Origin of the sequence: Gracilimonas sp., from assembly GCF_017641085.1 — a bacterium.
In the GTDB taxonomy this organism is placed as follows: Bacteria; Bacteroidota; Rhodothermia; order Balneolales; family Balneolaceae; genus Gracilimonas.
Window position 1 is genome coordinate 538,835 of sequence record NZ_JAEPPI010000001.1, and the last position, 12,972, is coordinate 551,806.

General features: G+C 42.8%; 12 protein-coding genes. 10 read left to right on the forward strand and 2 right to left on the reverse strand.

The features are described 5' to 3' along the window. Window positions 1-193 precede the first annotated feature (193 nt). From JJ941_RS02180 to JJ941_RS02215, 8 genes are all read left to right on the forward strand, one after another. Window positions 194-487 carry an HU family DNA-binding protein gene (locus JJ941_RS02180; protein ID WP_290961830.1) on the forward strand — a complete coding sequence of 98 codons (294 nt, stop codon included), beginning with the start codon at window positions 194-196 and terminating at the stop codon, window positions 485-487. A 473-nt stretch (window positions 488-960) separates the two neighbouring features. Next, window positions 961-3,927 (forward strand): lamin tail domain-containing protein, encoded by a 2,967-nt coding sequence (locus tag JJ941_RS02185; RefSeq protein ID WP_290961833.1) that lies wholly within the window; start codon window positions 961-963, stop codon window positions 3,925-3,927. 77 nt (window positions 3,928-4,004) lie between these two features. Next, window positions 4,005-4,208, forward strand: coding sequence for a PID-CTERM protein-sorting domain-containing protein (locus JJ941_RS02190; protein ID WP_290961837.1), 204 nt, complete (start codon window positions 4,005-4,007; stop codon window positions 4,206-4,208). Between the two features lie 118 nt (window positions 4,209-4,326). Next, on the forward strand, window positions 4,327-6,216 hold the full coding sequence (locus JJ941_RS02195; RefSeq protein WP_290961840.1) for a T9SS type A sorting domain-containing protein: 1,890 nt from the start codon (window positions 4,327-4,329) through the stop codon (window positions 6,214-6,216). Between the two features lie 2 nt (window positions 6,217-6,218). Then, window positions 6,219-7,040: a nitrilase-related carbon-nitrogen hydrolase gene (locus JJ941_RS02200; protein ID WP_290961843.1), complete on the forward strand. Its 822-nt coding sequence runs from the start codon at window positions 6,219-6,221 to the stop codon at window positions 7,038-7,040. Window positions 7,041-7,129: 89 nt separating this feature from the next. Further along, entirely contained in the window at window positions 7,130-8,344 is a 1,215-nt protein-coding gene (locus JJ941_RS02205) for a 2'-deoxycytidine 5'-triphosphate deaminase (RefSeq protein ID WP_290961846.1), read from the forward strand. After that, a complete protein-coding gene (locus JJ941_RS02210; RefSeq protein ID WP_290961849.1) occupies window positions 8,341-8,568 on the forward strand; it encodes a hypothetical protein in 228 nt (75 codons plus the stop codon). The genes JJ941_RS02205 and JJ941_RS02210 overlap by 4 nt, the downstream gene beginning before the upstream one ends. 58 nt (window positions 8,569-8,626) lie before the next feature. Beyond that, the gene (locus JJ941_RS02215; RefSeq protein ID WP_290961852.1) at window positions 8,627-9,322 is read left to right on the forward strand and encodes an RsmE family RNA methyltransferase; all 696 of its coding nucleotides are present in this window, start codon (window positions 8,627-8,629) and stop codon (window positions 9,320-9,322) included. 52 nt (window positions 9,323-9,374) lie between these two features. Here the strand turns inward: JJ941_RS02215 and JJ941_RS02220 are convergent, their stop codons facing one another. Both JJ941_RS02220 and JJ941_RS02225 read right to left on the reverse strand, forming a co-directional pair. After that, entirely contained in the window at window positions 9,375-9,926 is a 552-nt protein-coding gene (locus JJ941_RS02220) for a hypothetical protein (RefSeq protein WP_290961854.1), read from the reverse strand. 65 nt (window positions 9,927-9,991) lie between these two features. After that, window positions 9,992-11,146 carry a lycopene cyclase family protein gene (locus JJ941_RS02225; RefSeq protein WP_290961857.1) on the reverse strand — a complete coding sequence of 385 codons (1,155 nt, stop codon included), beginning with the start codon at window positions 11,144-11,146 and terminating at the stop codon, window positions 9,992-9,994. A gap of 143 nt (window positions 11,147-11,289) precedes the next feature. Here JJ941_RS02225 and JJ941_RS02230 point away from each other — a divergent pair, with 143 nt between their 5' ends. Both JJ941_RS02230 and JJ941_RS02235 read left to right on the forward strand, forming a co-directional pair. After that, the gene (locus JJ941_RS02230) at window positions 11,290-12,309 is read left to right on the forward strand and encodes a GntG family PLP-dependent aldolase (RefSeq protein WP_290961860.1); all 1,020 of its coding nucleotides are present in this window, start codon (window positions 11,290-11,292) and stop codon (window positions 12,307-12,309) included. A gap of 179 nt (window positions 12,310-12,488) precedes the next feature. Next, window positions 12,489-12,947: a nuclear transport factor 2 family protein gene (locus tag JJ941_RS02235; RefSeq protein ID WP_290961864.1), complete on the forward strand. Its 459-nt coding sequence runs from the start codon at window positions 12,489-12,491 to the stop codon at window positions 12,945-12,947. Window positions 12,948-12,972: the final 25 nt, after the last annotated feature.

Below are 12,972 nucleotides of genomic sequence, written 5' to 3' on the forward strand. Positions count from 1 at the left end.
AACAGGATGATTAATGAAGTAAACGGAACAGGGAAAAGCCGTGTTTACTTTCATCAGATGGTGAAAATGTTGCTGTCAGTAAAAGTTAACTGCGTATTTTGTTCAAACTTGTGAACGATTTTACGGAAGCTTTGTTTTCATTATTGTATTTTTTAAGAAACCATAGACAAATTATTAAATAACCTTTTAGATTATGACTAAAGCAGATATCGTAGATGTAATTTCTTCATCTGTAGGGTTAACGAAAGTAGAAACAGAGGCGGTTGTAAACGGTTTTATGGAAACTGTTATTGACGCTATGAAGAGAGGCGAGAATATTGAGCTGAGAGGATTTGGCAGTTTTAAAGTTGTTAAGCGAGCTCAGAGAGTAGCCCGAAATCCAAAAACGAATGAAGAAGTTATTGTGCCGGAACAATATGCCCCGGTGCTGAAAATGTCGAAAGATTTTAAAGAAGCAGTCAACGAAGCACACATGGTTGAAAATTGATTTAGAAAACCTGTTAAAACTTCTTATTTTCCGAACTGTTCGAACAACAGTAATTTTTATAAAACAATATGTAGGTGAGTATTTATGCCAAGCGGTAAAAAAAGAAAGCGCGCCAAAATAGCCAAGCATAAGCGTAAAAAGCGTCTGAGAAAAAACAGACACAAGAAGAAAAAGTAAGATTTTATAAGGCTCCGTTTCGGAGCCTTTTTTATTTATAAAGAAATTGAGACTAAAGCCGGAGATTTACTCCCCGGCTTTTTTTATTTGATGAATATTATCTTAGATGCATAAATTGATTTTCATTAGAAGTCTCTAATCTTTTAGTGTCAAGAAGAATAAATCCCAGAATAGTGTTTCATTAAGGTAATTAGACTCAGATAGATAGAGTTTTCATTGAGTATTCTAATTAACCTAACGAGAGAACTCCCTTTTAAATAAGCAGGGGTAAGGGATTAAGTCAAGATGGAATGTCCATGAGGAATACTATTCTGCTAATTTTTACACTATCGTTGATTTCTATCAGTGAAATTTCCCAGGCACAGACAACCTTGCTTTCAGATGATTTTGAAGCTGGCAATTTAAATTCCTGGGTTGATGATTCCACGAATCACTGGGCTGCATCAACAAGTTCACCTATAAATGGTTCGTACTCAATGAAACATGCCTTGAGTAGCGAGGAGAACGAAAGTTATATTTACAGCTCAATATCCTCCGGAGATTTGTCTACAAAGGTGACAACCTGGCAATTCAATTTAAATAACGGAAGTTGGGATCCATCGGGTTCAAATTTTTTCGGTGTTGGCATTTTTGGAGATGAAGAGTATGTAATGAGTAGTACTTACAATGGATACGTTGTAGGTATAAATTTTAATGGTATTTCCGACATCCTGACCCTTTATAAGGTTACTAATGGTTCATATAGTGCAATTATAAGCACTCTATTTGATTGGGGGTCAGGTGATTTAATTGGTATTGAAGTTGAGAGAAGTAGCTCAGGAATTTGGAGTCTGTCGTATGATACAGACGGCGATTTTGATAATCTAACTTTAGGAGGATTAGCAACTGATACTGATCATACAACTTTCTCTTATGTTACTGTCTATTTCGAATATACGAGTACAAGAGCAGGGGAGTTATGGGTCGATGATTTTTCAGTTGAACAGGAACTTGAGAACGCAAAGGCTGAACCTTCCAGTCATGCAACTTCATTTACGGCCACAGGGTCGATTAAGAGAATTGATTTAAGCTGGACCGATGCTTTAGGAACTACACTGCCGGATGGATACTTAGTTAAAGCAAGTGATATGGATAATGTATCAGACCCAACAGACGGGACAGCTGAATCAGATGACTCAGATTTATCAGATGGAGCAGGGGCGTTGAATGTATTATATGCTGAAGGATCGACTTCTTTCACCGGTTTGGATGAAACGACCACCTACTACTTTAAGATTTATCCTTATACAAATTCAGGTTCGGATATTGATTATAAAACAGATGGAACGGTTCCTGAAGATGATGCTACCACTTTAGAAACTCCGGATATTATTTTTAATGAAGTTTTAGCTGATCCGGATGGTACCAGCGGGGATGCAAACGGGGATGGTATTGTAGATACCGATGATGATGAATTTATAGAATTGGTCAATTATGGGGCTACGGATATAGACATCAGTAATTGGGTTTTTTCTGATAACTCTACGGACAGGTACACGTTTCCTTCTTCAACAACACTTAAGGCGTTGCAAGCGGCGGTAATATTCGGAGGAGGAACACCGACAGGAGATTTTGGCAATAGCATTGTTGATTCCACATCTTCACTGGGGTTGAATAATACAGGTGAAACGATCACTCTGAAAAATGGATCAGGAATTGAGATTATTAGTTTAACATATGGTTCAGAAGCTAACAACGATGAATCAATTACAAGAAGTCCTGATTTAACGGGTAGTTTTGCACAGCACGAAACCGCCGATACAGATGATGCTTCTTCTTTTTCTCCCGGAACCCGAATTGATGGTACGTATTTTCAGCCTTCTGTGGAAATAACGGGCAATGCTGGGTGGCGTCTGCTTTCCTTGCCGATTGAAGATGGAACCGTAGCCGATATATCTGACAATACGGCCGTTCAGGGTATTTCAGGTGGTGATAACGCAGGTGCAGATCCAAACTTATTTATCAACCCGGCTTATGACGGTTCTGACCAATCGGATTATATCACCCCCACCAATACAACTACTCCATGGGGAGACGGATTGGGTTTTATCCTTTATTTCTTCGATAACTCCACAAATGGAAGTTCCCCATTACCGATTACCCTGGATGCATTTGGTAATGCCCCTGATGCAGACGTGAATGTAACAATTTCCGATACCTGGACGCTTGCCGGGAACCCATTCAACAGTAACCTTTCCATCGATGATATTTCAGGAAATGATAGCGGAAATGGGGTAAATGATGGTTTAACAAGTCCAATTTATCTCTATGGTGCCTCGGGATGGGAAACAGTGAATCTTGGTAGCAGTAATGTTATAGGCGACTGGAGTGGGTTCTTCGTTCAAAGGTTTAGCAGCAGTACAACTGAATTAACGATCCCAACTGCAGCTGCTACAACCGATGCAGTCAAGTTATCTAAATCAGGATCAGAAGATAATTTCCGGCAGATAAATTTGTTATTGGAAGCTCCGGGAAATTATTCTGACCGGACAACCAAGCTCTATTTCTCTGATCATTCTTCTGCAAACAAAGATGGATTTGATGGCGGTAAACTTTCACCACTGGATGGTGCACCTTTTCTGGCATTTGAAAACGATTTTGGGAACGGTAAAGAACTATTGGTTCAGGATGCACGACTCTTAGATCCAACAGAGGAACAACGTTATGAATTGGTGATTGCCGATGCCGGAATTTCTGGTTCCTATACCCTCAGCTGGCCTGAAATGAAGAACATCCCGGAGGATTGGGAGTTCACGCTGAATGACTATGAAACAGGAGAATCGGTTACGATGGCACCGGAAACTTTGTATGAGTTTGAGGTTGAAGCGACTCAAAAACGAAAAGAGACTTCAGCTTCTCATTTTTCAGCAGCACAGGCTGAAACTGAAGAGGTAAACTCACGATTCTCTATTACGCTGAAAACCAGTACAACTACAAGTACGGAACAAGAGGATGAGCCTCAAACTTTTGCTTTAAAACAAAATTATCCGAACCCGTTCAACCCAATTACAACAATTGAATATAGCGTGTCGAAGTCAGTGCCTGTTACTTTAACGGTGTATAATGTAATGGGGCAGCAAGTTGCTATTCTTGTTAATGAAACAAAACCGGAGGGTACATACCGGGTGAGTTGGGATGCCGCCGATATGGCAAGTGGGATATATCATTATCGCCTGCAGGCCGAAAGCCAGGTGATGATTCGCCAAATGACTCTAATTAAATAAATTATTCATGATGAATTACGGATGTTGATTGCTTCTGAGCTTCAGCATTTATCGTCTTAAATTCAAAATTTCAGATTATGAAAACCCTCATTTATATCTTCATTACAATTGTTTTTTTACTTGCCTTATCAGTTATTGTGCATGCTCAGCCCGGTTTACCAGCCAACCCAAGTCAGGCACCAATTGACGGAGGACTTGGCTTATTGGCCGCTGCCGGCGGAGGCTATGCGCTCAAGAAATTACGCGATCGCAAAAAGAGGCAAGAGGAATCAGGGTTATAAAAACCGGTTACATTTAATAAAGTCATCAGGTGCTCAACATCGGGCACCTTTTTTATATAAACCAAATTCTTTGCCGTTGATCGGTCATCATATACATAGTATCAATCTGCTTTTCTTCTTGATTGGGGTATTTTTCAGTCCGGCAGCGGTTGCTCAAAGTGAAAGTATCACCTACCGGGAAATCTCACTGAAACTGGTGGCGTCCAACGGAGTCGAAGATGTCAGCAACAAGCTCTACTTTCATGCCAACGGATCGGAAGGAAAAGATGGATACGATGGTGCAAAGCTGGCTCCGATTTCATCAGCTGATCCCTATTTGTTTTTTCTGCAAGACTTTGGCAGTGGCAGCGAGCGCCTGGTTCAGGATGCCCGGAATTTATACCCCGATACGGTGCAGGTCTATGACCTGGAAATGGAAGATGCCGGTTTTTCCGGTGAGTTCACGATCAGCTGGGCTGGCTTTAAAAATATTTCGAGTCTTTGGAAGCTGGATTTTATTGATGAGGATGAAGATACAACCATAATTATGGCAGAAGACTCAAGCTATTCATTTACAAGCAGCCGGAATTTTAGAATCAGCATTGAGCCCATTGCCTCCCGGGTTGAAATTACCGGCGAGGCCGGGTGGAGGGTGTTGTCTTTTCCGGTGAAGGATGCGGCGGTAACAGAAATCATGGATGACACGGCTGTTCAGGGAATTGCCGGCGGGGAGAATGAAGCCGCCGATCCAAACATTTACATCAATCCTGCTTCCAACGGCACGGCGGGGAACGGGTATCTTGTTCCAGAGAATATTTATACCCCATGGGGAGATGGACTGGGATTTATTGCCTACTTTTTTGATAATAACGTGAATGGAAGTACCGAGCTTCCCCTTATGCTTGACGCTTCCGGCCCCGAACCTTCCTCAGATGTAATTGTGGACGTCAGCAGTTCATTCACCCTTATCGGAAATCCCTTTATGAGTAACATCAAGCTTGATGACATCGAGGGAAATGGCAGCGGGGGTGTGAATGGTGGATTAAAAAGTCCGCTCTACTTTTATGATTCCAATGGCTTGAATACGGTTAACTTTGGAACCGAAACGGTTGTAAGCAGTTGGGCCGGCTTTTTTGCCGAAAGAAATGACAGTTCCACAACCCAGATTACCATCCCGACTTCAGCAAAAACTTCCGATACGGCAAATGCCTATTACTTCTCGAAAAGTAGAAATAAGACGTTTAGACAAATCGAGCTTCAACTGGAGGAACCAAACGGACAGAAAGATATTTCCAATAAGTTGTTTTTCAGTCCGCAATCATCCGATCAGCCGGACGCATTTGACGGAAGTAAAATGATTCCCTTTGATGGAAGCCCGTACCTAAGTTTTATCAGAACCCGCAACGACTACCGGTACGATTTGCTGGTGCAGGACGCAAGGGCAATGAATCCCTCTGAACATCAAAAGTATGAACTTGCAGTTTTTGGTGGCGGAATAAGCGGAACCTATACCTTGCGATGGCATAAATTTTACAACATACCGGAGTATTGGGATTTCACCCTGATTGATTATGAAACCGGAACTTCGCTGCTAATGGAAGAGGAACAGTCTTACTTCTTTGAGGTAAAGGCCGATGGGAAGAAAAGCTATACAAGCGTACTTAAATCTCCGGTATTTCCTCCGGCTGTTGTAGAACCATCTCCCCGCTTTGGCATTTTATTGAACACTACGAATTCCGTAAGTACTGAAAAGAAAGACAAGGTTGATCAATTTAGTTTAGATCAGAATTATCCGAATCCTTTCAACCCGGTAACTCATATTCAATATACACTAAAGGAAGCTGCCCCGGTTTCACTCACGGTATTTAATGTGATGGGACAGAAAGTCCATAAATTAGAGGATAGCCCAAAACCAGCCGGCACTTATACTATTTCTTGGAATGCGGATGGAATGGCCGGTGGAATTTACTATTATCGCCTGAAGGCGGGAGACGAAGTTATCACCCGTAAAATGACACTATTAAAATAGGCATGATGAAAATTGCACTAATACAGCAATCCTGTTCTGAGAACAAAGAAGCGAATCTAAAAAAGGGACTGGATTCGGCCAGGAAAGCAGCCGAGGCTGGTGCCAATGTCATTTGCTTTGCAGAGCTGGCGTTCGAGCCTTTCTATCCTCAGTTTCAAAATCCGGATAACCCATCGGAATTTGCAGAATCTATCCCCGGGAAGACTACAGATGTCTTTTCAAAACTGGCAAAAGAATTCGGTGTGGTCATCATCTTAAATCTGTATGAAAAAGATGGAGCTGCTCTTTTCGACAGCTCACCGGTTATTAATACCGACGGTTCCATTTTGGGAACCACACGCATGGTGCATATCACAGAGTATGCCTGTTTTCATGAGCAGCAGTATTACACCCCGGGGGATAACGGTGCTCCTGTTTATGAAACCCCATTCGGTAAAATCGGCATCGCCATTTGTTACGACAGGCATTACCCTGAATATATGCGGGCGCTGGCTTTGGCCGGTGCTGATGTGGTTTTCATACCCCAGGCGGGTTCGGTGGGTGAATGGCCGGAAGGTTTATATGAAGCCGAAGTCAGAACAGCTGCTTTCCAGAATGGATATTTCGTGGCTTTGTGCAACCGCGTGGGGGAAGAACCAAAACTTACATTTGCCGGGGAATCATTCGTATGCAATCCCGCGGGTGAGATAATAGCCAGAGCAGGGGAAGGAACTGAAGAGATTTTGTACGCAGAATTGGATCTTGCCGAAGTGCATAGATCACATGCAAAAAAGCTTTTTCTAAGAGACCGACGTGCGGATCTTTATCGTGATTGGGGCTTTTAAATTCAATCAATATTGAATATTCATGATTCAATATTGAATATTGGAACGTGGTCGTTATCTTCAGTCGAAAATAAGCACGCGATTTGAATATGCCTGAGACTCTGAAAGAAGTTCAGCTTCGTACAAAAGGAATTTTACCGGTTCAAAAACTCAAGTTACTTCATGCACTTGGGATTATAACATCTGATCCAAACTATCCCATTCAGGATAATCAGTTTCAACCCAACTCCATCGATCTTCGTCTTGGTGAGGTTGCATATCGTGTTCGCTGCAGCTTTCTACCCGAAAATGATTCGGTGGAAGAGAAGGTGGAAAAACTGAAAATGTATGAAGTGCCGATTACAGACGGAGCGGTGCTGGAGCAAAATTGCGTGTACATCATTCCTTTATTGGAAGAACTGAACATGCCCGAATCAAACAACACGATTCAAAAGGGACTGTTCAACGGAAATAAAGAAGAGAGTGAAGTCAAGCTGGGTACGGTCGAAAATCTTTCGGCCAAGGCAAACCCCAAAAGCTCCACCGGCCGGCTGGATGTATTCACGCGGGTCATCACCGATTATTCGCATCGTTTTGAAGAAGTTACCCCCGGCTATCGTGGAAAAATGTACCTGGAAGTGGTCCCTAAATCATTCTCTATAAAAGTAAAAACCGGGCAAAGGTTGAATCAACTACGCGTTCGGCATGGATTTGAAGTGCTTCCCGATCAGGATTTACTACGGGTGCATGCAGCAGATCCACTGCTGTTTGATGAACAAAGAGTGCCTGTTTCCATGGAGAAGATCAAGGTTAAGCAAGGCTTGTTTATGAGTGTTGACCTGAAGGGGAAGAAGGGCGATATCATTGGGTATAAAGCAAAAAAGCACAATAATTATATCGATCTGGAGAATATCGGGCATTATGAAGTGGAGGAATTTTGGGAGCCGATTTATGCCCAGCAGAACGATCAGCTTATCCTTGAACCGGAGGCCTTTTATATTTTTGCATCCAAAGAACGAATTCGGGTTCCGGCTCACCTTGCTTGCGAAATGATGGCTTATGATACTGGCTCGGGAGAGCTGCGAACACATTATGCAGGATTCTTTGACAGTGGCTTTGGCGGATCGGTGGAAGACCAGGGAGCAAGGGCAGTGCTTGAAGTTCGCTCACATGATGTCCCGTTTATGATTGAGGATGGTCAGACCATGTTCAGTATGCAGTTTGAGCCTAATGCCGAGAAACCGGATTTTGTATATGGCGAGGAAATTGACAGTAATTACCAGGGACAGGATCTCAAGTTAGGTAAGCATTTCAAGCAACCATGAGCCGATATTTAGTCAACCGATGTATATGCCACAGCCGGAGCTTCAAAGAAGTAAAAGACCATGCTGAAGAGAACGGTATTACATCCGTAAAAGAACTTCAGGCGGAAGACTTCTGCAGCTGTGGATGCGGACTCTGCATTCCCTACATCGAGTTGATGTTTGAAACCGGGGATACGGAATTTGAACCCGGCGCATATTACAAGAAGGCTTACAGGGCTGATTAACTTGCTTACTCAGTAAACCGGTGTTTCCCGATGTACATTAAGTTTAGTGAACTGAATAATGGATAACGTTTTTTTCGCACACCCTGAACATATATCTGCTAACCGACTGGAATTGGTTGATCAGGAAGCAGCTCACGCTTCCAAAGTGCTGCGGTTTAATGTAGGAGATGAATTGTACGCTTCTGATGGAAAGGGAAATTTGTATAAAGCTCAGGTCTCATCCATCTCCAAGAAATCAGTATTGGCGAATATCCTGGAAACCAATTCGGAACCGGAGCCAACGATCAAAAAAGTGTTGGTTTTTGGAGCCATAAAGAAAAGAGACCGGCTGGAGTTTGCGGTAGAGAAGGCGGTGGAACTCGGAGCGTGGGAAATATGCATCTTTAATGCAGATCATTCCGAGCGATCCAGAATAAATGAAGAACGACTGCAATCCATTGTATTAAGTGCCTTCAAACAAAGCAAAAGAAGATGGCTGCCAGAGGTGCATTACCTGAATTCCCTGGACGATGTTTTTGATCACTATCTCACCTACCATTCGGTGATGGCTCATGTGGAAGCAGATAATCGCCAAGCTGAGAGCTTAAGTCACGACAAGAATTTATTGCTTGTGGGCCCAGAAGGGGGCTTCTCAGACAGAGAAGTTGAACTGGCAAAAAAGAAGCATGCTCAAATGATTTCGCTGGGGAAAAACAGGCTCAGGGCCGAGACGGCTGCACTTACGATGCTCTCACAATTTCTTTTTACAGAATAAAAAAGCCCGGCGGCAACCGGGCTCTGTAGCATGAGTAAAGTTAAACTCTAAATTATGCTTCGGCCATCATGGTTTCAGGATTCCAGCATTCCTGAGTATTGGTTTCGGCGGCTTCAGCTATTTGCTCAACATCTAATTCATTTGCAACCACATGGGGCATAACCCGGCTCGTTTCTGTGATAAGAGCAGCTATGGTTGTCAGGCTGGATTTTGTGAACTCAGCTAAATGATCTTCGCCGGCTCCTAATGCAGCTGTGTGAAGCATAGTGTAGCCGGAGGCAATCATACTGAGTGCGGTGTAATCATCACGCAGCATTTTGGATACCGGATCTTCCCGTTGTGTATCCATCAACCCGGCCAGTGAACCTGAAACGGTTGCTAATTTCTTTTTGATGGTTGAAGCTGTGCCATCGTTCAGCAAAGCTTCCATTCCATCGAATTCATTTAGCTGTTCCGTCAATGCCACATCTATATCGTGTAGTAAATCCACGGCTTTGGTGTGATCTACTTTGCTGGAGCTTTTCTGAGTTTTAATTACTTTTTGTGTGTGTTTTAATAATGCGTAAAGGTCGGTTGTATAATCTTGAAGCTTTTCTGTTTCCATAATAATATCTGAATTTTCTGTGGATTAAATTCACTTATTAAAATGGATGTGAGGGAGCTATCGTTTCATAAATTCTTCCAAATAGCCTTAAAAAAGGGGATATAAGGTACAGAAGACATTATTTTTAAATCCTGACGAAGGTTGGTGTCTTCACCGAGAAAACGGAAAATATCATCAAAGTTATTTTTCTTGAATAGTGACCTGAATACCCTGAGGCTATCGTTGGTGGAGTTGGAAAGAATATGGAGCAGCAACAGATCGTAATATCGATACTTTAGCTTTGATTGCTGCGGAGGAAGGGGTTCAAATCCCTGGATCAGATTCTGAGCCAGCTTTTGAGTGTAGTCCTGAATTCGGGTAAAGGTGTAGCCTGTGCTGGGTTTTGTTTGGCCTCCCACCGATCCCAAATTGATAATGTTTTTGTCATAGTAAGGTACATGAGGACGGTCTTCCATCGGAATTTCTCCATATTCTTTTCGCCTTATCTCATAATGATCGTCGTCGAGCCCAAGCTCATGCAGCAGGTAATGCTTAATCTTTTTCTTGTACTTTTTCTTTTTCAGCACGTCTTCTGAAAAAACCGTGAACTCTAGCAGGGCCTTGCTCTGTGTATAGGGTAGCACGTACATAAAACCAACACCGGGCTCAAACTCATTATCGAAATCCATGATGGTGAAGGTTTCCGGGTCAAAGGCGGGCTCAAAGGTTTTTATTTCCCAGCCCAGAAAATGCTGAATAAGCGGGTATTTGATTTGCGACCGGTCAAGGTCTTTGGGTTTCATGATGCTCTGGAATATATAGTTGGCAATGTAACTGTCGCCGCCTTTGGTAAGCATCACCGCCTTACTTTGATTGGAGGAAAAATCCAGGATATTGTCTTCCAGTAGATCAAAGTTCTTGTGCTTTTTCAGTTCCCTGAGCACGTATTCCCGGAAATCTCCACTTCGGATGCAGTAATAACTGTACTCATTGAGATAACGAAAGGTGCTGTAGTCTAGAACGGAAACCCAGGTTTTCTTCCATTTCTTGTAGATGATATCCCGGTATGGCGGCTCATTATTGGTCCAAAAACACCAGGTTTTATCGTTGGTGGGTGCAAAGGTTGAGTCCGTTACCAGCACTTCTCCTTTATAATTTCCTTTTGCCAGGTACCAGGCAAGGCTGAGTCCGGATAAACCACCGCCGGCAATAATGACATCGTATTTGGCTTCAATCTTCAATACTGCAAACCTCCGGCGGTACTGAGTAACCCGAAAGACCGAGCTGAACTTTTATACTTTTTTTCATGAGCTGAGTGAGCGTTACTTATGTTCGCATCAGGTATTGATTATATTCCTTGAAATTGAAAAAGCAAAATGAAAGTATGATTGATTTACGCAGCGATACAGTAACCCGTCCGACTCCCGAAATGCTAAAGGCCATGACGGAGGCTGAGGTTGGGGATGATGTGTTCGAATCTGACCCGACAGTGAATAAGTTTCAGCAGAAAATAGCTGCTCTTTTTGGAATGGAAGCCGGACTGTTTGTGCCAAGCGGAACCATGAGTAATCAACTGGGCATTAAAGTGTTAACCGAACCGGGAGATGAAATTCTTATTGATGAAAAAGGTCATATTTTCAATTATGAAACCTCGGCAGCTCCGGCACTTTCTGGAGTTCAGGTTACCACATTGCAGGGCAAACAGGGTAAATTGAACAGAGCGGTTTTAGAAAATAAAGTCCGCGGAAATTTTGATTGGGAGCCTCGAACGAAAGTGGTATGTATCGAAAATACAACCAATAAGGGCGGTGGCGTGTGCTATTCGAAGGAGGAGTTGAGCGAGATTAAAGCCTTTGCTGATGAACATGAGCTGGCCATACATTTGGATGGCGCCCGCATCTGGAATGCGATGACGGCCACTGATATTAAACCGGAATATTTTGGAACCATCGCCGATACCATTTCAGTTTGCTTTTCTAAAGGATTGGGTGCTCCGGTTGGGTCTATGTTGCTTTCCTCAAAAAAGAACATTGCCAAAGCCCGGCGCTACCGCAAAATGTGGGGTGGAGGAATGCGACAGATAGGGCTGCTTGCTGCCGCCGCTGAATACGGAGTAGATAATCACTGGCCGCTTCTGAAAGATGATCATCGGAGAGCCCGTGATGTGGCGGAGACTATTGCCGGGTGTAGCAAACTGGCCATCGATATGGACAACCTGCAAACAAACATCCTTATTTTTGATGTGCCGGAAGGAGATGCTGTTTCTGCCGTTGAAAGGCTCCAGGAAGAAGGCATTGTCATGATCCCTTTTGGTCCCAAAACCATTCGCGCCACTTTCTACTTCGAAATAGGAGATGAAGATGTGAAACAGGTAAAAACAATTTTGAAGAAGTTATTCAATTGAGGGAAGTGATTTGGTGATTAGGTGATTAAGTGATGGGATGAAGAGGCTGATCGACTAAATCGGTAAAAAATAATACCCAGCCCACTATATCACTTTATCACCACATCACTACACTCTGTAACTATTTGCTTCGTTGAACGTGATAAAAGATTGTTAACCCTCACCAAATCTATATTACCATGAGAAAGTCTGTACTGTTAAGTTTTGTTTTTGTGTTTACTCTGCTGCTGGTTGGTATAAACGCCACCGAATATATTGCCAAGGAAGAAGAAGCTGTTAAGGAAGTAATTCTGAACGGCTATGTTCACGGGGCATTCAATGAATTAAATCCTGAAGCAATGGCTGAAACCTTTCACAAAGACTTTGCTATCTTTTCTGTAAATGGGGAAGAAATTGGCAGGTATCCCATCTCCAAATGGATTGAAAGCACAAAGAAACGAAAAGAAAGTGCGGAATTCGATCCTGAGAATAACGTCTGGAAACCGGAATTCACAAACATCAACGTGACCGGAAATGCTGCTTCTGTTGAGCTTGAATTACATCACAAAGGGAAGCATGTATTTACGGATTACCTGTCTTTGCTGAAATTTGAAAGCGGTTGGAAAGTGGTAGCTAAAGTGTATCACAGGCATCAATAGGTGGTAGTGACATGGTGATATGGTG